The 21,060-nt window shown below is 45.2% G+C and carries 23 protein-coding genes; 10 read left to right on the forward strand and 13 right to left on the reverse strand.

Annotated features, from left to right (window positions below):
• Positions 1–98: 98 nt before the first annotated feature.
• The 9 genes from RJD38_RS02295 to nrfB all read right to left on the reverse strand — a co-directional run bounded on the left by RJD38_RS02295 (position 99) and on the right by nrfB (position 8,126).
• The gene (locus RJD38_RS02295) at positions 99–1,232 is read right to left on the reverse strand and encodes a flagellin (RefSeq protein WP_065430731.1); all 1,134 of its coding nucleotides are present in this window, start codon (positions 1,230–1,232) and stop codon (positions 99–101) included.
• Positions 1,233–1,376: 144 nt separating this feature from the next.
• Positions 1,377–2,279, reverse strand: coding sequence for a Dyp-type peroxidase (locus tag RJD38_RS02300; protein ID WP_005598922.1), 903 nt, complete (start codon positions 2,277–2,279; stop codon positions 1,377–1,379).
• Between the two features lie 68 nt (positions 2,280–2,347).
• On the reverse strand, positions 2,348–2,812 hold the full coding sequence (locus tag RJD38_RS02305; protein ID WP_065430732.1) for a DUF2919 domain-containing protein: 465 nt from the start codon (positions 2,810–2,812) through the stop codon (positions 2,348–2,350).
• Between the two features lie 150 nt (positions 2,813–2,962).
• Positions 2,963–3,436 (reverse strand): heme lyase NrfEFG subunit NrfF, encoded by a 474-nt coding sequence (gene nrfF / locus RJD38_RS02310; RefSeq protein ID WP_005598926.1) that lies wholly within the window; start codon positions 3,434–3,436, stop codon positions 2,963–2,965.
• Between the two features lie 12 nt (positions 3,437–3,448).
• Positions 3,449–3,973, reverse strand: a complete 525-nt coding sequence (locus tag RJD38_RS02315; protein ID WP_065430733.1) for a DsbE family thiol:disulfide interchange protein — start codon at positions 3,971–3,973, stop codon at positions 3,449–3,451.
• Positions 3,951–5,870 (reverse strand): heme lyase CcmF/NrfE family subunit, encoded by a 1,920-nt coding sequence (locus tag RJD38_RS02320; RefSeq protein ID WP_065430734.1) that lies wholly within the window; start codon positions 5,868–5,870, stop codon positions 3,951–3,953. Before RJD38_RS02320 ends, RJD38_RS02315 begins: the two co-directional genes overlap by 23 nt.
• A gap of 3 nt (positions 5,871–5,873) precedes the next feature.
• The gene (gene nrfD / locus RJD38_RS02325) at positions 5,874–6,845 is read right to left on the reverse strand and encodes a cytochrome c nitrite reductase subunit NrfD (RefSeq protein ID WP_065430735.1); all 972 of its coding nucleotides are present in this window, start codon (positions 6,843–6,845) and stop codon (positions 5,874–5,876) included.
• Positions 6,842–7,537, reverse strand: a complete 696-nt coding sequence (gene nrfC, locus RJD38_RS02330) for a cytochrome c nitrite reductase Fe-S protein (RefSeq protein WP_065430736.1) — start codon at positions 7,535–7,537, stop codon at positions 6,842–6,844. The genes nrfD and nrfC overlap by 4 nt, the downstream gene beginning before the upstream one ends.
• A 1-nt stretch (position 7,538) precedes the next feature.
• On the reverse strand, positions 7,539–8,126 hold the full coding sequence (gene nrfB, locus RJD38_RS02335; protein ID WP_005598934.1) for a cytochrome c nitrite reductase pentaheme subunit: 588 nt from the start codon (positions 8,124–8,126) through the stop codon (positions 7,539–7,541).
• 488 nt (positions 8,127–8,614) lie between these two features.
• On the opposite strand from nrfB, the gene nrfA reads away from it, so the two are divergent.
• Complete coding sequence (nrfA, locus tag RJD38_RS02340; protein WP_065430737.1) at positions 8,615–10,042, forward strand: ammonia-forming nitrite reductase cytochrome c552 subunit; 1,428 nt, start codon at positions 8,615–8,617, stop codon at positions 10,040–10,042.
• 139 nt (positions 10,043–10,181) lie between these two features.
• Here nrfA and RJD38_RS02345 read toward each other — a convergent pair whose 3' ends face one another.
• A complete protein-coding gene (locus RJD38_RS02345; RefSeq protein WP_065430738.1) occupies positions 10,182–10,721 on the reverse strand; it encodes a nitrite reductase in 540 nt (179 codons plus the stop codon).
• A gap of 90 nt (positions 10,722–10,811) precedes the next feature.
• Between RJD38_RS02345 and RJD38_RS02350 the strand changes: the two genes are divergently transcribed.
• Positions 10,812–11,159 (forward strand): DUF2956 domain-containing protein, encoded by a 348-nt coding sequence (locus RJD38_RS02350; protein ID WP_005598940.1) that lies wholly within the window; start codon positions 10,812–10,814, stop codon positions 11,157–11,159.
• Entirely contained in the window at positions 11,140–11,499 is a 360-nt protein-coding gene (locus tag RJD38_RS02355; protein ID WP_065430739.1) for a DUF4156 domain-containing protein, read from the forward strand. Before RJD38_RS02350 ends, RJD38_RS02355 begins: the two co-directional genes overlap by 20 nt.
• 126 nt (positions 11,500–11,625) lie before the next feature.
• On the opposite strand, the gene RJD38_RS02360 is transcribed toward RJD38_RS02355, so the two are convergent.
• A complete protein-coding gene (locus RJD38_RS02360) occupies positions 11,626–11,913 on the reverse strand; it encodes a winged helix-turn-helix domain-containing protein (protein WP_005598943.1) in 288 nt (95 codons plus the stop codon).
• Between the two features lie 199 nt (positions 11,914–12,112).
• On the opposite strand from RJD38_RS02360, the gene RJD38_RS02365 reads away from it, so the two are divergent.
• The 4 genes from RJD38_RS02365 to RJD38_RS02380 are packed head-to-tail and all read left to right on the forward strand — an operon-like array spanning position 12,113 to position 14,492.
• Positions 12,113–12,460 carry an ArsC family reductase gene (locus tag RJD38_RS02365; protein WP_005598946.1) on the forward strand — a complete coding sequence of 116 codons (348 nt, stop codon included), beginning with the start codon at positions 12,113–12,115 and terminating at the stop codon, positions 12,458–12,460.
• 27 nt (positions 12,461–12,487) lie between these two features.
• Positions 12,488–13,621 carry a succinyl-diaminopimelate desuccinylase gene (dapE, locus tag RJD38_RS02370; RefSeq protein WP_005598948.1) on the forward strand — a complete coding sequence of 378 codons (1,134 nt, stop codon included), beginning with the start codon at positions 12,488–12,490 and terminating at the stop codon, positions 13,619–13,621.
• 2 nt (positions 13,622–13,623) lie between these two features.
• Positions 13,624–14,304 carry a M15 family metallopeptidase gene (locus tag RJD38_RS02375; protein WP_065430740.1) on the forward strand — a complete coding sequence of 227 codons (681 nt, stop codon included), beginning with the start codon at positions 13,624–13,626 and terminating at the stop codon, positions 14,302–14,304.
• On the forward strand, positions 14,304–14,492 hold the full coding sequence (locus tag RJD38_RS02380) for a DUF2897 family protein (RefSeq protein ID WP_065430741.1): 189 nt from the start codon (positions 14,304–14,306) through the stop codon (positions 14,490–14,492). Before RJD38_RS02375 ends, RJD38_RS02380 begins: the two co-directional genes overlap by 1 nt.
• Positions 14,493–14,580: 88 nt before the next feature.
• Here the strand turns inward: RJD38_RS02380 and RJD38_RS02385 are convergent, their stop codons facing one another.
• Both RJD38_RS02385 and syd read right to left on the reverse strand, forming a co-directional pair.
• The gene (locus RJD38_RS02385) at positions 14,581–15,357 is read right to left on the reverse strand and encodes a Zn-ribbon-containing protein (protein WP_005598953.1); all 777 of its coding nucleotides are present in this window, start codon (positions 15,355–15,357) and stop codon (positions 14,581–14,583) included.
• A 2-nt stretch (positions 15,358–15,359) separates the two neighbouring features.
• On the reverse strand, positions 15,360–15,905 hold the full coding sequence (gene syd, locus RJD38_RS02390; protein WP_005598955.1) for a SecY-interacting protein: 546 nt from the start codon (positions 15,903–15,905) through the stop codon (positions 15,360–15,362).
• A 77-nt stretch (positions 15,906–15,982) separates the two neighbouring features.
• Here syd and queF point away from each other — a divergent pair, with 77 nt between their 5' ends.
• The 3 genes from queF (at position 15,983) to RJD38_RS02405 (ending at position 20,791) form a co-directional block, all read left to right on the forward strand.
• Positions 15,983–16,828, forward strand: coding sequence for an NADPH-dependent 7-cyano-7-deazaguanine reductase QueF (queF, locus tag RJD38_RS02395; RefSeq protein WP_009384530.1), 846 nt, complete (start codon positions 15,983–15,985; stop codon positions 16,826–16,828).
• Positions 16,829–16,842: 14 nt separating this feature from the next.
• On the forward strand, positions 16,843–19,113 hold the full coding sequence (locus RJD38_RS02400) for a tetratricopeptide repeat protein (protein WP_065430742.1): 2,271 nt from the start codon (positions 16,843–16,845) through the stop codon (positions 19,111–19,113).
• Positions 19,114–19,225: 112 nt separating this feature from the next.
• A complete protein-coding gene (locus RJD38_RS02405) occupies positions 19,226–20,791 on the forward strand; it encodes a GGDEF domain-containing protein (RefSeq protein ID WP_065430743.1) in 1,566 nt (521 codons plus the stop codon).
• Positions 20,792–21,060 lie beyond the last annotated feature (269 nt).

Below are 21,060 nucleotides of genomic sequence, written 5' to 3' on the forward strand. Positions count from 1 at the left end.
TTTATTATCACTGGTCGATAGCGTTCTCTTTTTTAAGACAAGCGCACAAGCCACGCCTTATACTATCCGCATTCACGCGCCCTATTGGCTATACAAGATTAATTTAAAAGGGTTAAAGCGAGGTTAGGTTGTTGTTTCGCTTGCGCCAAAATAGAGGTACTCACTTGCTGCAAGATTTGCTGCTTAACCATTTGCGTGGTTTCTTTGGCGTAGTCGGTATCTTTAATCCGACTGTTCGAGGCAGCAAGATTCTCGTTAATATTACTGAGATTATTAATCGAGTGACCAAAACGATTTTGCATTGCCCCCAACTCAGCTCGATGGCTATCAACAAACTGCAAAGCAGTATCAATCACCGAGACCGCGCGCTGTGCTCCACCGGCTTGAGTGATATCGAGACTATCAACCGACTCATATCCAGTCAGGTTCATCTGCAGTTGGTTGGCTAAGCTACCGGAAAAGCTGATCGTACCGGAAGTTTCCTTGCCAGCCATATAGATTTGCAGTTGTCCCTCTTCATTCACAGAAGCCGATACTCTATCGGTTTGACCGTTAATATAGGTAGCCAACTCTTCGATATCATCACCTACTTTGGCTTGGATATTAATTTGCTCTTGCACACCTTTCGCGTTAGTAAAAGAGAGATTTAATTGGCGATTATCCGCACCAACCTGCCACTCTTCACTCGCCTTAGCTCCCGCGACATAGCTAAAACCACCCATAGCCAACGTATCGGTACGCATATTATTCAATGATACCTGCACCGCTTCACCAGAACTGGCACCAATCTGAAAAGCAGCCTCTTTAAACGATCCATTGAGCAATTTTTGACCACCAAAAGAGGTGGTTTCAGCAATTCGGTTCAATTCATCATTCAAAGCCGTCATTTCTTCTTGAAGGGCTTGCCGCTCCGAACCACTATTCGAGCCATTAGAAGATTGTAAAGAGAGATCACGCATGCGTTGCAGGATATTGGTCGACTCTGTCATCGCCCCTTCCGCAGTCTGCATGATGGAAATACCATCATTGGCATTACGCATCGCCACATCAAGCCCACTCATTTGGCTTTCAAGACGATTGGATATCTGCAATCCCGCCGCATCATCCTTAGCGCTATTAATACGACTCCCTGAAGAGAGTCTCTCCAAGGATTGATTCAGCAATTGCGTTGCGTTGCCAAGATGGCGTTGCGCGGTCATTGCCGAGACATTGGTATTAACAGTGATCGTCATAAGATAAATAGCCTTTTACCGGTATTGTCTTTTTATCGGCAAATCTCAGAGATCTTTAGTTTTTTTGCGCATGAGAGGAACAAGTATAAAAAAACCGAGCTCGCAGGCTCGGTTTATCAATCTATCATGCTAGGTAATGGGTGATTACTTAACGCGAAGACTCTGTAACATTTCTTGGCTTGGTGCAAAGAAGTACGCACCGGTTACCGCGTGCGTAAAACGCAACATCTGGTCGGTTTTACCGTCGGTTACACCATACATACTTTCTAGCATGGTTTTAAAATTATGTAGCGTATTGCAGTAAGCGATAAACAGCAGTCCATGCTCGCCACTTGCACTACCATATGGCAAGCTATGACGAACAATCTTCAATCCCTTGCCATCTTCTTTGATGTCAACACGACCCACGTGCGAAGCGGCAGGCACATCGTCTAACTCAATCGAATCAGGTTTAGTTCGGCCGATCACTTTCTCTTGTGCTTGTACACTAAGACGATTCCATGCCGGTAAGTTATGGATAAAACGTTGAACCATCACGTAGCTACCGCCAACAAACTCCCCTTGAGGAACGATGGCGACTTCTTCACGCATGCCTTCTTTCGGGTTTTCAGTACCATCGATAAACATCGTCATGTCACGCGCATCAAGGTAGCGGAAACCGGCGGTTTCATCGACAACCACAACATCATCTGCAATTTCGGCAAGCAGTTTGCGTACCACATAAAAGTGTAAATCAGGACGGGTTGAATGCAGATGAATCAAAACATCAACATCGCTGCTTGGAGCAACAATGTCACCTTCACCTAGTTGAGGAAATTCAATCAACTCAGCTGGCATGGCTTGATTCAATTGCGCCCAAAAATGATGAGTGAATGCGATAGAAAGACTTAACTTCGCATTGCATTGCTGTTGATTAAGTTCGTCCACCAAGCTTGGTAAAGCTTGTAGTTGAGTAAGAACTTGCGCGGCATTTTGACGTACTTTTAGCTGAATGTACTGTGCAAATGGCTCCGCTTCTGGAAGGATGGCCGTTTGAGGCTGTGACATTTAAGAGCTCCTCGTTATTTTATTTTTGCTCAGTGTAATGATTATTGAAATCGGTGTTTTGATTGGGATCAGTTGTTATCTGTTGCTGGGATCAGAAAACAATCTCGTACCGTTTTGCTTTTGTAAACATAAATGCAAAACCATAAAAGTAGTAACATTATTAAGCCATTAGCCCAGCTAAATGCGCCTGCCTGCAGATAAACATGGTAAACACTTTGGATCAATTGGCTAACCGCAGTTGCGAGCGTAATCGGCTTGCCCCAAGAAACAAGTAGACTTGCCCAGCGGCGTTCTGGTGTGCGTAAACTGACTAACCACATTAACGCGATACTCGGAATTCCCATCATCAAACCGAGATACAGCATGTCATGATCTGGGTAGACGTAACTTAATATCGTACTACCACTATCACGGCTCGCGCCTGCAACCACAAAAACCACCCATGCTTTTGCCAGTAACATCCAGCCGAGCCAAAGCCATTTCGGTGCGTTAAGAAAGCCATTTTTATCGTATTGTTCAATTGCGTACTGCACGGGGAAAGACTTTTCTGAATTGAATTTACCGTCACTCTACCCCATCTTTGGCGACGAACTAAAGACAATTTTTCCAGCCATTTTAGAAAAGTACCGCTGCTGAACGAGTTAGATAAAATGAAGAGAGGGGTAATACCATAGGGCGGCTATTTATCTACGTTGTGCACCTGAATCATCAGAGGAAACCTCAGCCGAAGCATAGCGCCCTTTTCGAATCCGCGTTGCACTATGCAACAAAAACAGCAACAGCATAAATACCGGAAGCCCCCACAATAACGCATTCGCCCAGACAAATGGCGGTTTATACAACACAAAATCACCATATCTTGCGGTCATAAAATCGATCACTTGCTGTTCACTCTGACCTTGATTGATTTTTTCAAACACCAACAAGCGTAGATCCAGTGCTATCGGTGAATTAGATTCCACTAAGTTTTGATTTTGGCATTGTGGGCAACGCAATGATTTCGCCAACTCAATTGCCTGACGCTGCTTTTCCGGCGAGGTAAATTGGAATAATTCAACGCGAGTAATTTGCGATTGTGCCGATGGGATAAACAACTCAGAAGAGTCAGCCCAAACAAGGTTCACCATCAACAGTGATAACCATACTATCGTCCTCATCCCCCCTCCTTGTCAGTCAAAGTAATCAGCAAAAGCAATCTGCCATACTTGCTGATCAAGCACGCCAGTGTGTTTATATAAAATGGCGCCATGCCGATCCACCAAATAGGTTTCCGGTGTGCCTATTACTCCTAAATCAATCGCAAGGTTGCCGTTAGGATCATAGATCACCGTTTGGTAAGGGTCACCCAGTGAGTCGAGGTAACGTTGAGCTTGCGTCTGACTGTCACGATAATTCAATCCAATCAGGGGAATATCTTTTGCCGCGAGTTGGTTTAAGAACTGATGCTCGACACGACAAACACCACACCATGAAGCCCACACATTCACCAACTGGTAGTCCGATTGAAACAAAGTTTGAGGTGTAATTTGTTTTGTTGCTGCCAACGTGGTGACTGCCTGAGTTGGAAACATCGCCACAGCCGATTTTCCCTGCGACGGCGAGTGAGGCGCGCGAATACCCAACAATAAAAAAAGAAGAAAAATCAAAAGCCCTGCGAGCAGCATAATGACTTTAGGCTTGCGCGATAATGCCATACGCACTCCGAGCTTTATAACGAGCGACAACTCGTGCTGATAAAGGAATTAAAGCCCCAAAAGCCGCCAGCAGTGCACCGAACCAAATCCAATTAACATATGCTTTGAATTGAATCTTAACCGCGTAGGCTTGTGCACTCACTTTTGGGCCGAGCGTAAGATAGTAATCACCATTCCAAACACTCTTGATTGATGGCTCACTCATGTTCATCACTCGTACAGGATAATGGCGACGTTCAGGCTTAACGATAAAGTGGTCGTTACCGCGACGAAATTCAATAATGCCTTGCTGTGCAGTGTAATTTGCTCCGATATACCAATGACTCTCTAGATACTCAACCTGCCAGTCACCCACTTCGATCACCGTCCCGGCTGACATTTTCTGATTCAGTTCATAAGAGTGTTCAGCATTCATTACCGCGCCAATCGAGCCTATCGCAAAGCCGACATGAGCAAGTAACATAAAGGTCACTTTTCGCTGCATCATAGCGAAATAGCTGTGCGTCACGATCACCCAACACGCGCCAGCCCAAACCAGTAATGTCGCAAAGGAAAATGCCTCAACTTGCAGTACGTAAAGGCTTGCACCCGCCGCTAAGCTGATGCTAGCAAGGGAAATGATCTGAGTTGGTGTTAGATGACTGCCGTGATGCCATTTCAGAAGTGGAACCGCCCCCATGACCAATAATGCGATCAAGCTTAATGGGTAAAACAGGGTGTTAAAATAAGGTGCCCCAACTGAAATCTGCCCCAAGCCGATCATCTCATACAACATCGGATAAAAGGTACCAAGTAGCACCGTGAGCGTAGCCACTAAAAACAAGCCCAGTGAGAGTAGAATCAAATAGCCTCGACCGAACAACGATTGAATCGGCGCGCTTTGAATCATGTCACTCCTCAGCATCAATAACACAAAGCCCACCAGCAAGGTCACTGCTAAAATCAACAGAAGCGCAATGCCTTTACTCGGATCGACGGCGAATGCATGTACGGAGGTCAAAATACCTGAGCGCACAATAAAAGTGCCAAGAATGCTCAAATTAAAGGTAACCAGTGCCAGAATGACCACCCAGATCATCAATTGTTGCTGGCGCCTTGCCGCGAGCATGACATGCAACAATGCACTACCAGTAAGCCAAGGGAGAAGTGAAGCATTTTCCACCGGGTCCCAAAACCACCAGCCACCCCAACCGAGTTCGTTATACGCCCACCAAGCCCCCACAACGATACCAATGGTGAGAAAGAACCACGCAAGAATCGTCCAAGGCAAACAGAGTTTTATCCAAGCGGGATGATAAGGTGTTTGAAGTAACGCCGCGAAAGCAAAAGCAAATACAGTAGAAAAACCAATGTAACCTAAATAGAGCAGCGGTGGATGAAAGATCAGCCCAATATCTTGCAACATAGGGTTAAGATCGCGCCCCTGTTCGACCAGAACGGAAGCATAAACAAATGGATTGGAGGCCAACAAGGTAAACCAGGCAAAGGCAGCCACAAACAGCTGCACCACCCAGCAGACATCCTCAATATAACCGGTTAAAGCAGACTCTTTACTCGTGCTTAGACGTGAAATTAATGCCGAACAGAGTGATAAAGTAAAGACCCAAAACAGCATCGAACCTTGATGGCCACCCCAAACTGCGGCCACCTTAAAATAGACAGGTAAAGCCGAATTGGAATGAGAAGCCACGTAATCATATTGAAATTGGTCTTGAACAAACAGTAGCGCCAACATCAATAAACTTAACGTTGCGAACACGCCATTAAGACCGACAATAAACGATAGAGAAGTAGGCACTCGCTTTAGTTGCCACTTTTGCCATGCATAGCAAACCGTACTCATTAAGCTCGAGACTGCCAGCCAAATTAAAGCAAAATGCCCTACCTCTCCAATCATCGATTACACCACCGTCATTTGACCAGCATAAAGGATAAAGGTACGTAGCATCAGTACCCCAACTAAACTCAGCATGGTGACAACAAAGATATAACCACCTTGATGCTGAACACGTTTCGACGTCACGCTATTCAGTGTTAATGGCAGTAACATCCCCATCAAGACCACACCAAACCAGAACCAGTTTGACCAGAAACCACCACCGATGGCATTCCAAGCAGACACTTCGTTTTGCCCGCCGCTGAAAATCAAACCGGTAAAGAAAGTGACCAAAATAAACAGCTCGAACATCACAATCGGTTTTTCAATGTAGTGCACCCAAGCCACACTTGGGCTGCTCACAGGCTCTTTAAACAGCAAGATACCAAACATCAAACACGCTGCGACACCTGATGACAGACTTGAGAACAAAAACAGCAAAGGTAAAACAGGGTTATTGAGCATTGGATAGGTTTTCAATGCCGATAGTAAAAAGCCAGTATAAGCGGCTAGCACAATCGCCAGAAAACCAAGGAACAGCTCAATACCATTGCTCCATCGGCCACTTTTCAGCAACAGGCCATCGGCAAAATTGAGCAGTTTATCGGGCAGTTTTCCATCAAACCAATTCATGATTGGCGCTCTAAACAGCATACCTATCCAGATAAACAGAACCACCATATAGACTTGGAATAAGATCACCCCCATCGACATCACTGAATTAGGGTTGAAGAAGATCATGATCTTCCAAAACGAAAGCGGCTTCGTCAGGTGGAAAATAAGTATGGTTAAACCAGAGATGATGCCAAACGGCGCCAGCCACGCCATGGCTTTGATAATGCCATTATTAGCAGGGTCGCCCTCAATAACACGGCGCTTAAGATAAAGCGCAATCATCACAGCACCCGCAGACATACCAGCCAAGAAGAGATACACCGCAATAATCCAGTCCCAAACCAACGAATCAAATTGGAACGCACTGTCGAATCCTATCATGATGAGATCTCCCCTTTTTGATGAGGCACTTTATACAATTTAGGCTTGGTGCCTAAATGGGCCTTATCGCGATAAACCACCTTATTGTCGATAATATTATTGACGTCACTATTCGGATCATTGAGATCACCAAAAGTGAGCGCCTGAGTGGGACAAGACTCAACACAGGCTGGTTGCTTGCCCTGTGCCAAATTAGTATCTCGGCAGAAATTACATTTATCCGCCGCGTGATCTTCCGGATTAAAAAAGCGCACTTGGTAAGGACAAGCGGCTAAACAATAACCACAGCCGACACACTTCTCTTTGTGTACATCAACAATACCTGTCTCTTCATCCTTATAAGCAGCGCCCGTAGGGCAAACGTAAACACACGGTGGATTTTCACAATGTTGGCAAGATTTTCGGGTAAAACGGTAATCAACATCAGGAAATTCACCTTGCGGCTCACTACGCAAGATCTCAAGGCGAGAAACGCCAGCTGGCACTTTATTCACCTCGCGGCACGCATCCATACAAGCGGTACAGCCAATACAAGCAGTTTCGTCATGCACCATGCCATAGCGCTTAGGGGACTTCTGTTCATCACTGCTTGCCTGAGCATTTTGTAGAGCCGCCACACCCAACCCGCCAGTGGTAAAGATCACCGCGCCAGCACCGGCACTCGTTAAGAAGTTTCGTCGAGAACATTTCATGCTACTTCTCCTTATTCAATTGAGTGAAATCCGCGTGGCAATCAACACAGAGCTTAACGCGCTGCTTATGCTCAAACTCCAACACTTTGGCTTTGGTCGCATGAACATCGTGGCAATTTGAACAGGTTAAGTTTTTGGCGTGTACATCATGCGTCCAACTTGATTCACGTAAATCACTAGGTTGGTGGCAGTCAACACATTGGCTATTGGCTTTAAGAATCGTGTCGGGATCAAGAAACACTTTATCACTGCCCGCTTGCGATTGTGCACTCGAGTATTTAATGACTTTAGGTGCGCCTTCACGGTGATCTGGGCCAATACTGCTATGGCAATCAACGCAATTGACATCTCGTCCGAGCGCTTGATGCGCCGTTTCACCATGCGAACCAGATAAGGTTTGTTTGGAATCCTTATGACATTGAATACATTTGTAGTCTTTATCACGGATCAGAGTGACTTCATGTCGTGCAGAGGAGGTTGGAGACTCAACCGCTATTGTGTCGGCAACGGCATGAAGAGAATAACCATAGAGGCATAATGAGAGGAATAACTTCAGCATTATGACTATGGCCAACTTTATATTGCCCATATTATCCTTTCCTTGTTCTCATTCTATTCCACAGTTCTAAAGACAACTGACATAGAAATGAGTAAAAATTAAAATCCTTTGATACACACTTTGTATCAAATGAAATCAATTCCTATTTTGGATAAAGCCACAACGCTTCTATCGATATACTACCCCTGTTGACTTTATCCCGCACCTAACAAGCTTAAAAACTCGATACTGATCACCCTTTACCAGTCACAACGCTCACGGTAACCCACTGAATAAAAACAAGTAATGCAATTGAAACTCATTACCAAACAAATAAGAGCAACTACCCCTTTAGTGGTATAAATGGCCATTTTTGAACTCGGTCACCTACTTAAATTGATCTCAAACAATGAACAATAAATGACCAGAACATAAATATTTACAATTCTTTAAACTCACTCTTAGCAACTCCAATTCTTAGTTTGGAATATAGCCAGATCACAACGCTGCTAATAAAAACAGAATATGGAGATAGCACTGTGAATAAATTGCAATGGATAAAACGTTCCGCTGCAGCAATAGTGATAGTGGCAAGTTCAATCATGACGGCTACTAGCGTTGCTGCGTCTGAAGACAAAGCGTTAATCGATCCTCGTAACGACGCTTACGAGCAACAACACCCCGACCAATATCATTCATGGCGAGCAACATCAGAAAGTGATGGCATTGATGATGCTTTGGCGGACGACCCTGACATGGTTATTTTGTGGGCAGGTTATGGCTTTGCCAAAGACTACAACAAAGCCCGCGGCCACTTTTACGCCCTAGATGATGTACGTCAAACTCTGCGCACCGGTGGACCAACCGATGAAAACTCAGGGCCAATGCCAATGGCTTGTTGGAGTTGTAAAAGCCCGGATGTGGGGCGCGTAATCGACGAGCAAGGTGAAGACGGCTACTTCTCTGGTAAGTGGGCGCGCGGAGGCGAGCAAATCGTCAACCCAATTGGCTGTGCTGACTGTCACGATACCCGCAGTGAAGGCTTCAAAAATGGTGAACCCGCCCTTGCACTTGCCAAACCTTATGTAGAACGCGCATTTACAGCGATCGACAAACCATTCGACCAGCAGTCTCGACTTGATCAGCAAGCCTCTGTGTGTGGCCAATGTCATGTGGAATATTACTTCACCGGCCCAACCAAAGCGGTCAAATTCCCTTGGGATAAAGGCACCACTGTTGGCGCAATGGAAGAGTACTACGATGAAATCGGCTTCAAGGATTGGACGCACAAAGTATCAAAAGCACCAATGCTAAAAGCGCAGCACCCGGGTTATGAAACATGGCGAGATGGGATTCACGGCAAAAACAAAGTGGCTTGTGTCGATTGTCATATGCCAAAGGTCACCAAAGAAGATGGCACTGTTTATACCGATCATAAAGTCGGTAATCCATTTGACCGCTTCGAAGACACCTGTGCCAACTGCCATACTCAATCAAAAGATCAAATGCTGGAGATTGTAAACACTCGTAAAGCACAAGTCCTCAATATGAAGTTGACCGCTGAAAAACAAATTGTTGCCGCACACTTTGAAGCGGGCGCAGCATGGGAAGCAGGCGCGACCGACGCCGAAATGGCCGAGATCCTCCAAGACATTCGCCATGCTCAGTGGCGCTGGGATTACGCGATTGCTTCTCACGGGGTGCACATGCACGCACCGGAAGTCGCGCTAGAAGTACTCGGCACTGCGGTAGATAAAGCCGCTGATGCACGTACCAAGTTGGTTCGTTTGCTGGCGAAAAAAGGCATCACCGATCCAATTGAAATGCCTGACATTTCAACCAAAGCCAAAGCACAACAGGCCCTTGGTATGGATATGGACAAGATGAACAGCGAGAAGAAGCACTTCTTAGACACCGTGGTTCCACAATGGGAAGAAAAGGCAGAAAAACGCGAAGCGCAATATTAATGCCTGATTAAACAATCCCTCTAAACACAAAGCCGGCACTGATTGCCGGCTTTTTTTTCTTGCTTGTTTTAATCACTTGCTCTCATTGCGAATTGCTCACTAGAGGTATAATCGTCAGGGTAAGTCAACGGAAATAGGTTTATCGCCCCGCTTGCATCTGCTTGGCTTGATTGAGCAGTTGAATGATCGTGATGCGATCCACATCTGGATGCTGCGAGTCTAAAATCTGTGTCCACAGCTCTATGGCGGGCTGATAGCGAAAACTAATGAAGTGATCACTCGCGAGCAAAGTCAATGCAGTTAAATTATCCGCCTCCAATGCCAATGACTGGTTAAGTAACCCTTTCACTTCAGCACTCATTTGCTGCTTATTTTGATAGTACAGGGCGCTCGCCTTAGCCGATAATTGGCTGGCCGTAGGTGTATCACTAAGCCGCATCGCATAATCAAAGCAAGTGAGTGCAGCCGTAAACTCTTGTTGATTTAAGTAACCGTGACCTAGCTGAAACCATAAATCAGCTTGATTAGGATCTGCCTTTAACTGGGTTTGCAAATCGCTCATTTGTTGTTGATGGCTAAACGCACTTTGCTCTAACAATGCATTGGGCGGAGGCGAACCTCTCAGCCAAACAAACAGAGGCACCGAAACCAGAATACTGGCGAGAATCATTTTCTTCATCAAATGTGCCTCTTGCTAGATTGTGCGATTAATTACAGATTATATCGTGCTAGGATGAGCTTATCTTTGATCCAGTAGTAAATACCTCAGATGAAAAACAAAATTATCCCATCGCAACAAACACAACAAGAAGCCACCAGCATCGCCAAGGCAACGCAAAAACAAGGGCAAACGAAAGAGCAGACCAAACTGATCGCGCAAGGGATTGAGAAAGGCATCGCACAATATAAAAAACAGCAAAAAGAAAAAGCACGCCAAGCAGACAAAGCGAAGAAAAAAATTCAGCGAAGTAAACGCATTGACAACGAAAAGAGTGATGAGACTCAACAGCCTGAAACAACATCAACTTCAACAAACACAAAAAGATCTATACTGCCTTGGATGCTACTTGCCGTCAGCTGGATAGGATTTTTTGTTTATGTTTCACAGGCTATGTAAATCGGTTGTCGTTGCACTATTCTCAATCAGCATATTGGGCTGCACGACACCCACAACGATAATGGACAAGCATGCCGAAACGGTTCATTTAAGAATGGACAGTGGTTTTAATGCGGATGATTGTTTGTGGTTAGGGGAAGTTACGGGCAGTGAAGGTCACTGGTACTCTTACTTATTCTTTGCCAATGATGTGCTGATTCAGGGCGCATTGCACGACATAAAAAACCGCGCCAATCAACTTGGCGCGGACACGGTGTACATGATCACCCCACAAGATTTTGCAACCTCGTTCACCGTCGTTGGCAATGCATATCAATGTCATGGGATCATAACGAAATAGAAACGACGGCCAGAATACGGGAGTTATTCATTTACTTGTGATTTCAGCTCAAACTCTATGTTTCAAAAATCTCTATTGCAAAAACATAAGTTCCAAACACGATGCTGTAAAACGCTATTGCAAAGATTAAGCTCGGAAACCTAAGCTCGCAGCAATATCCGGTTCACGGTCTGTCACCCACTGACTATCAAAAGGGCCCCAATCCGATAGCTGATAATAGCCATCATTATGACGTCGACCATCTTGAACAAAAGCAAGTTCAATACCGATACCCGGCAAAGCTTTAATTACATCTTGAATTGTGCGACGTGGCCAGCCAGTCTGCTCAATTAATTTAGGAACATTTGGTCTCTCTAGACTTTCAACTAGCAGAGCTAAATACAAACGCCTTGCAAACACAGGACTCAGTTCCATTGATACCTCCTATAAACTTCAAAGGACATTATTTCCTTTTATCCAATCCGTTTGTTGCGTTTGATCAATAACTCGCCATTCCCCTACCCCTTTAGGGGGTATTTTTTACTCATCAAAATATATCCGTCACACTTTTGTCTCATTACCAACTTCCTGATAGGATTCATAAATAACAATAAATGCCTCTTAGGAGAGAAAAATGAAAGTCACCATGTATGGTATTCCAAACTGCGATACGATAAAAAAAGCGAAGAAATGGCTCAGCGAGCAAAACGTGGAATTTGACTTTCACGATTACCGTAAGCAAGGTGTTGATTCCGAAATGATTACTCAGTTTTGCCAAGCACTCGGTTGGGAAAATGTCGTCAATAAGCGTGGCACCACTTTTCGTCAGCTAAGCCAGGAACAAAAAGACGGCTTAAACGAGCAAAGCGCAATTTCACTGTTGGTTGAGCAGCCAGCAATGATCAAGCGACCAATTTTACTGGTTGATGGGCAATATCACCTTGGTTTTAAAGCCGATCAATACGCAGCAGTTTTTGCATAGCAATATTTTATTAAAAGGATTTCAAGGATGAGCGATAGCCCTGTATTGGCTCTGGCAAAAGATTTAATTGGCCGACAATCAGTAACCCCTGAAGATGCGGGTTGCCAACAAGTGATGATAGATCGTCTCAAATCACTCGGATTTGAGATTGAAGTGATGGTGTTTGAAGACACCACCAACTTCTGGGCTCGCCGTGGTGCGGAAGCGCCCCTATTTGCGTTTGCCGGTCATACTGATGTTGTGCCTGCAGGCCCAGTAGAACAATGGCGTACCCCGCCCTTTGAGCCAACCGTGATTGACGGCTACTTACATGGCCGCGGCGCAGCAGACATGAAAGGCTCACTCGCCTGTATGGTTGTGGCTGTCGAACGTTTCATCGAAGAGAATCCCGCCCATACAGGTTCGATTGCCTTTTTGATCACTTCCGATGAAGAAGGCCCGTTTATTAATGGCACAACTCGCGTCGTTGATACCTTAATGGCGCGTGATGAAATCATCGATATGTGTATTGTTGGCGAGCCATCAAGTACGCATGCCGTCGGTGATGTGGTTAAAAATGGCCGTCGCGGTTCAATTACCGGTGATCTACGAGTGAAGGGAACCCAAGGCCATGTCGCCTATCCTCACCTAGCCAACAACCCGATTCATCAAGCACTGCCGGCCTTAGCTGAACTTGCTGCAACGCAATGGGATAATGGCAATGACTACTTCCCACCCACCAGCTTCCAGATCCCGAATCTAGCCGCAGGCACTGGTGCCTCAAATGTTATTCCTGGCGAGTTCGACGTGCAGTTCAACTTCCGTTTTAGTACCGAGCTAACGGATAGTGAAATCAAACGCCGTGTACACTCAACCCTCGATGCGCATGGTTTAGACTACGATCTAAAGTGGACGCTAAGCGGCCAGCCATTTTTAACCGATACAGGGACATTACTCAGTGCGGTGGTGAAAGGCGTCGCCGACGTAAACCATAAAGAACCACAGTTACTGACCACCGGTGGCACCTCTGATGGGCGATTTATTGCACAAATGGGGACACAAGTGGTTGAGCTCGGTCCTGTGAATGCCACCATTCACAAAGTGAATGAGTGTGTCAGTATTGCCGACCTAGAAAAACTGACCGATATGTATCAAAAAGTACTGGAGAATATCCTCGCGTGATCATGACGCCTGAGCAGCTCACAGGCCAAAGCCAAAGCCACCTCTCTGAGGTGGTGATTGGTCAGAAAGCCTTCTTAGTTCATCTTGAGGTTGGCAATGATTTGCTACGCCTCAAGCAAGCGGCGACTCAGGCGGGGTTTAATCTCAATATCGCCAGTGGCTTTCGCGACTTTGAACGACAGAAAACCATTTGGAACAATAAGATTTTAGGTCACAGCGCTATTCTCGATAGTGATAGTCAACCCATTGATGGCGCAACACTGAGCGAATTAGAGAAAGTGATGGCAATTTTACGCTGGTCAGCACTGCCCGGCGGCAGTCGTCATCATTGGGGGTGTGAATTTGATCTGTTTGACCGTGATTTGTTACCACAAGGCGTGCAGTTAAAGCTGGAGCCATGGGAGTATTTACAAGGTCATCAAACGCCATTTTATCAATGGTTAAAAGACAATCTCACTCAATTTGGTTTTTTCTTTCCCTATGCCGACGATCTTGGTGGCGTAGCCCCTGAGCCTTGGCATATTAGCCATAAGAACACGGCGCAGGATTGTTTAGCACAATTCTCTCCAGCAATACTTGAGCAACAATTGCGCCTTGATCCCATCTTGGCGATGGAAGAGGTGTTAAGCCAGCTTGATTACATCTACACTCAGTTTATTACCAATATTTGTGGAGAAGTATGATGGATTTACTAACTAATCCGTGGGTCATCATTACCATCGTTTTATGCGTCATCATTGGTAATATCGCCGCCTTAAAATATACCGCCAATATGAAAATGGGGCAGATGAAAAAGCGCGACCCCACCGATCACAAAACGTCGTCACATCAAGATGAACAGCCTGAAAGCAAAAACCCGCCTAAAGACTAATACTCCAACTATGGGCTCGTCCGGCGGGTCTTTTATTTCATCTAAACGATGACTAGCTTATTTTTGCTCACACGCAGTTTAATATGCGCTACTTAATGTGATCCCACGAGATATTAGAGACGATTCGGCAATCATCGCACTTGAAGTAGAAAATATCGTGTAACGGCGCGTCCAACAGCCACTCTCCACCACATTTGGGACACTTGCGGCTCTTTTCTTCCGCTAAGCTCGCACCACCAACGCGGTATTGATAGTAATACGTCGGAATGGTGGTCAAAAACTCAATCCGACCACGCAAATCCCAACCACGGCGGAATAATACGCTGTCGGTATCGCAAATCTCATGCAGCGCGGCATGTTCAGCGCGGCAACCGCCCGCCATTTGCAATTCATCACACGCTTGCCACTCTGTTTGCCATTTCACTACCGCTTTATGATCGCCATTTAAAGTTGGTCCATTACGGTACAGAGGGATTGGCAACAAGGTTTCACCGCTGCGCAGTGGTGAGCACGTATGAACGTAAGTGGTGTAGAGCACTTGCCAACTTGGCGTCTCTTCTTCTGCCGCTTCTTCTGAATTTAAGTCACGCCCCAGCATACGCATTTTGGGTGCCAGTAAGCTCGCTTCCGCTAAACGGTTGATGCACACTTTAACAAAGTCAGAATGGTTATTAGGATGTAAGCTCTGTTTTTCAGGACAGACAACACGCACATAAAACTCGCCATCCCCCATCACAATCGGGAATTCGCGACCAAGCACTTGGCCGTTGTAACGTAACGCATCCATCAAACCATTGATGGCTTTGTCTACGGCACTAATGGTGGTGTTATCAAAACACTCAAATTGAAGTTCAACAACGTACATGGTTACACCGCAGGCTCTAAGTGATTTAAGAATTCAGCCACATTCTCGGCCAAGACATCACGCTTATCGGTGCCTAGGCGCTCAAGCACGACATTGCCGGTGAGGTTACAAATGGAGATCACATCAAGCTCCGCGTCTGTCGCCGCAATAAATACCGTTGGCTTAAGTTTTAAACGACGTTGCGTCACCAAGTGGCCAAGAATGTTCTCTTGTAGGCGAACAAAATCTTCATCATTCCAAACTTGCAGCAGTGACAAACCGTTACCATTCCAGCTTGCATCCATGTCGGCACTGTATTGGCTGCCATAAAAATGTTTAATATCGTCATGCAATGTCAATTCAATGCCTTGTTCCACATTAGTGAAATCAGCAAACTCATCACGAGAAAATGCTTGCCACTCAACGCTATCTGCGCGTTTTTGTTCAACACAAGGGGAAACGAGATCGGCCAATTCTTCACTGATTGGCAATGAGCCGTGTTGCTCTTGGAAGGCTGAGCGGTATTTTTCACTGAATGTGCGTAAGGCTTGCAAAACGTTGTCAGCCATTCGGTTCTCCAATTTAATGACACTGGGTGCGAGATTGCGTAAAATTCCCGTCATTCTAATCCAAATCGATCCAAAGTATGAGTAAATATTCCAACGCTAAAGAGCTCGCCGGGTTAACACTAGGCCAAAAGACTGAGTACGCAAGTCTCTACAACCCATCGCTACTTCAGCCTGTACCACGTAGCCTAAACCGTGATGATCTTGAACTGGGTGACACGCTCCCTTTTCATGGTTGCGACATTTGGACCTTGTATGAACTCTCTTGGTTGAACGACAAAGGATTACCTCAAGTTGCGGTGGGTGATGTGAGCATTCCCGCCACCAGCGCAAACTTGATCGAATCAAAGTCCTTTAAACTTTACCTTAATAGCTTGAACCAAACGCGCTTTACTTGCTGGGATGATGTCGAAGCGACATTGATCAAAGATCTCTCTCACTGCGCTGGTGAAACCGTCAGCGTAACATTGCGCTCAGTCGAAGATTACACCGACACGGTTATCGTCACGATGGCAGGTGAGTGCATTGATCATCAAGATATAGAAATCACGCATTATGAGTTTGACGCAAGCTTACTTGAGGGTGCTGCGGAACAAGAGATTGTCACCGAATCACTGCATAGCCATTTATTGAAATCAAATTGCCTAATTACCAACCAACCGGACTGGGGCAGTGTCGAAATTCAATATCACGGTCAAAAAATTAACCGTGAAGCTCTGTTACGATACATCGTTTCGTTTCGTGAACATAACGAGTTTCACGAGCAGTGTGTTGAACGCATCTTTACTGACATCATGACCTATTGTCAGCCAGAAAAGTTGACTGTTTACGCGCGTTACACTCGTCGAGGTGGTTTAGATATCAACCCTTACCGTTCGACAGAGCAAGCACAGCCTAACCATAATCAGCGTATGGCTCGTCAATAAGGATAGTTTTTAGGATGCATACTTTGCGCTGGGAGCGTTGGCTCTGCTTATTGCTTTTATTATTGTCACCGATGAGCTTTGCGACACCGGTGTACACTTCGCCGATATTAAATGAAGCCAATAGCCTGATTGATATTGTTCCAAAGCAAGCTCGGCAACTCGCTTTGGACTTTCTCACCCAGCGCACACTGACTAATAATGCGGAAAAAAGCCCTTCCGCTATTTCACGTGATGAAGCCGATAACCGCGTCCGCAGCCCAGGGGCTTCCATCGACGCCCTGAAAATTTTAGCTGACGCGGAATTCAATCTTGGCAACCCAAAACTGGCATTGACTCATCTTGATGAAGCCAAAGCGTTAGCCAAACTCTATCACCTGCCCTATCTTGGCCTTGATGTCGAACTGCAACAGATCCGTTTAGCTTGGTTATATTCCGGTGATGGCATTAAAGCACGTGAACAACTGCATCAAATCAGCGACATCTATAAGTCGATCAAAAGCCCGGAGCAATTAGCAAAAGGGCTAAAATATCAGCACGTCATGCTCAAGGCAGAGATCGCCTCTAAAGAAGGGGAAGTCGAGTTAGCGAATCAACTTTTTGCTCAGCTAACACCGTATGTCAATCAGATAAAATCGACCTATACGCTGATTAACTACCACATTACTGTCGGCGAGCATTACCTCGCCCACAAGCAATACAATAAAGCGCTATCAGAGTTTTTAATTGCCTACTGGAAAGCGATTGAAGAAGATTCAAGCGCACAACTGGGCAAAGTAAACTATCGCTTAGGTGCGCTGTTTTATGATCGCCGTGTACTGGATAAAGCCATTGTCCATCTATCACAAGCCGCCGATTTTTACGATAACTACCAAAACTCGCCGGTACTGCCATCAGTATTAAAAATGATGGGTGACATCTATTACCAGCAAGGTAAATACAATCTCGCACTGGTCCAACTCTTCAATGCGATGGATCATGAACGTACGCAGAACAACGTTATCAATGAGATCGATATTCGTATTTCATTAGCTGCGACCTACCTAAAGTTGGTTAACTTCACCCTAGCAGAACAATATTTAGAGCGTGCGGAAGAGTTATTGGTTGGCACCCATGCACCTAAGCTGCAAGCTTACGCTTACTTACTAAAATCGGGCTTAGCCTCGCACCAAGGACTAGGTCAACAAACCATCGACAATGCCAAAAAAGCGTTAGAAATTGGTACTCAGCTAAATAATGTTGCACTACAGAAAAACGCCTACAGCTTGATTTATCATGGCTACGAGCTCAACAAACAATATCAAACGGCGTTGAAATACTTCAAACAATACAATAAGTTTGCCACTATTGAACAAAGAGAGCTCGACATCATCAGTGAGGATGCTTTCCGTCAGCAAAAGGATTTTGTTGAACGTTCGATTCACATGAGTGGTCAACAGCAAGAACTCGATCACGCTGAAACTGAGTATCGAAAATTCCAGAAAATCGCTTTTGGGTTGTTTATTATCAGCTCAATTCTATTTACCTTCCTTTTGCGTCGAGGCCATATCCTCAAGCTGCAAAAAGCGGAGATCGACAAGTTAAATCAAAACCTATTCACCCACTCCCGCTCAGGGTTACGCAACTTACGTATGCTAAATGCTAAGTTAGCCGCTTCTTTGGAAGCCAGCAGCGGTCAATTTGAAAAATGGCATATCGGCGAACTGATCCACGAGCCACTTAATGACCGTCTACGTTTTGTGATGATCGACGTTCCCTTTCTACGTAATCTACACATGCAACACGGCTACAGTGAAGGCTTAAAATTGGAAAAAGAGTTTGGCCGTTACCTGCGTAAAGAGATCACGTCTCCAGCGCGCATCTACCATTTTTCAGATGCTAATTTGCTTTATATCGAGCCCAACACTAATCGCAACAGTGACCCAACAGAATTAGTTGATAAGATTCAACAATGGGTCGATCAGTTCCAACCAGAGCGATCTCTTAACCGAGTGGTCCGTGTCGGAATGGTGGATTACCCATTTCTTCCTCGCGCCTATACCGCACTGAACGACAAAGAGTTGCTAGATATCTTGTTAATGGCAACTGGCGCTGCACGCACGATCAGCATGCAAGAACAGACGAGCCAATGGGTTTATTTGAAAGCGATTGAAAATGCCCCTGCAGCCAGTCTAGCAACCGGTAACGTACGCAAAGCCTGTAAGCACGCAATTAACCAAGGGTTAATAAAGGTACACTCTTCTTACAATAATGAGGAGAGCCTCAAAAAAATATTAAAAGATGAGTAAAACCGTGCCGTTCCGCGGTGACAAGCCGTGACGAACGAAATTAATTTGTTATTATCAATAAATTAATTAATAAGATCTTTTTAGATCACGTAATCATAAAGTTTAGATCTACATGGGTGCACTCGAACAAGATATTCAGTCGCAGTTACACAATCTGAAGTCTCAATTGGAACAAGTTCGATTGACACAAAGAGATAGCTCGTTCAAGTTTAAACGAGAGCAGCAGGTTTTACAGCGTGTCGTCACCTCTTTGAGTGACGCCTGTTGCACCAACGATCCACGATTACTTACGAGCTTGCTCGAGCTAAAAGTGGCGATTGAAAAACAGAAAGATATTAGCTCGCTAATTCCGAAATTGGTGATATTAGAACGTTTAATAAAACAACACACAGTGGTTATGGATAAACAGAAAAAACAGCTTGATTCACAAGTGAAACATGCTGGTGAAACCCTATTACGGGTCGCTGGTATCCCATCGAAAATCAAACGAGATCTGCGTGATTTATTGAGCTTATGTGCCAGTAATCCAACCTCTCGTTCAGAGCAAGCAATCAAGTTGCTTACTATCTATGAACGCTCGCTCAAAATCCTCACCGCGAACCCTGATAGTAGTGCCTCTTTACCGAGTAGCGATGGCGAAAAAGAGTTACTCAACAAACTCAACGAAGAGCTACAAAATCTGATTACGGAGCTGGATTTTACTGGTGAGTCAGGTGAATTACTGAATGATATTCGTGCCAAATTACTACTGGGCGTCAACACTCAGGTACTACTCGAAGAAACCTTACACATACTAAAGTTGGTCATTCAAGGCACCGATTTTGAACGTAAAACCTCGCAGCAGTTTCTCAATCAAGTTAACGAATCCATCTCCAGTTCTTTAAAAAGCTCCGCGCAAATTACCGATCAAAGCATCAGTTATTTTGATCAGCGTGTTGAGCATGGTAAAGAATTGCAATCCTTGATTACAAACAGCTACTCCGTTTTACAAGGGGCTCAATCACTTGAGGCCGCGCAGCAAAATTTATCCCCATTGTTGGATCAGCTATCTTCACTTTCTGAGCGTTTGAAGCATGCTGAAAGCCGCGAAAAAGCACTGCTTGAGCGTATGAAGTTTGGTCATGGTCAATTGGAGTCGTTATCAGAAACCGCCCAAGACCACCGTCGTCGCTTGGAAGATCAAGCGGAACGTATCCAACAAGACCCACTGACTCGCGTGCTGAATCGCTCAGCGTTCAATGAGAAAATGGAAATTGAATATCGTCGCTGGATCCGCAATCAACATAATCTGCGTTTAGTGCACTTCGATATTGATGGCTTCAAATCAGTTAACGACAGTTTTGGCTATACCGCCGGTGATAAAGCACTGAAGATCATTGCCCGCTGTATCAAAGCCGAGTTAACCGATGCCGATATTATCGCGCGCTATTCTGGTGAAGAGTTCTTGGTGATCATGCCAGAACGTGCCGATCCTGAGAGTCTCGAACTGGTCAAAGCCATTCAAGCTCAAGTGGCGCGTTTGCCTTTCAAATTCCGCGAACAAAGCTTAAGCATTACGCTTACAGCCGTCAGTACCGTATTTAAAGAATCCGACACACCGGAAGAAGTTCTGGAACGACTGCGAGTACAGTTGCAAGAAAGCAAAAAGGTGGGCACCAATCAATTGGTGTGGAAATAACCGCGACAAATAAAACCGTTAATCAATGAAGCCGCTTTGAGTTATCACCAAGCGGCTTTTTTATTTCTCACACTCTCTCCCAAGTCAATTATCGTACGCTAAGCGTGATAGATGTATTGATATCAATTGGTTAGTCTTTATTCTTACGCTAACAGTGCTAAGCTCAAAAATACGGTCATGTTATCGAGTCTCTGCATACACCACCGTATTTTGCCACTCAGGCTTGCTAAGGACTCGCTCGCCACAAAGCAGCGATCGATCATTATTAC

It is taken from the genome of Vibrio scophthalmi (genome assembly GCF_040869025.1).
GTDB classification, from domain to species: domain Bacteria; phylum Pseudomonadota; class Gammaproteobacteria; order Enterobacterales; family Vibrionaceae; genus Vibrio; species Vibrio scophthalmi.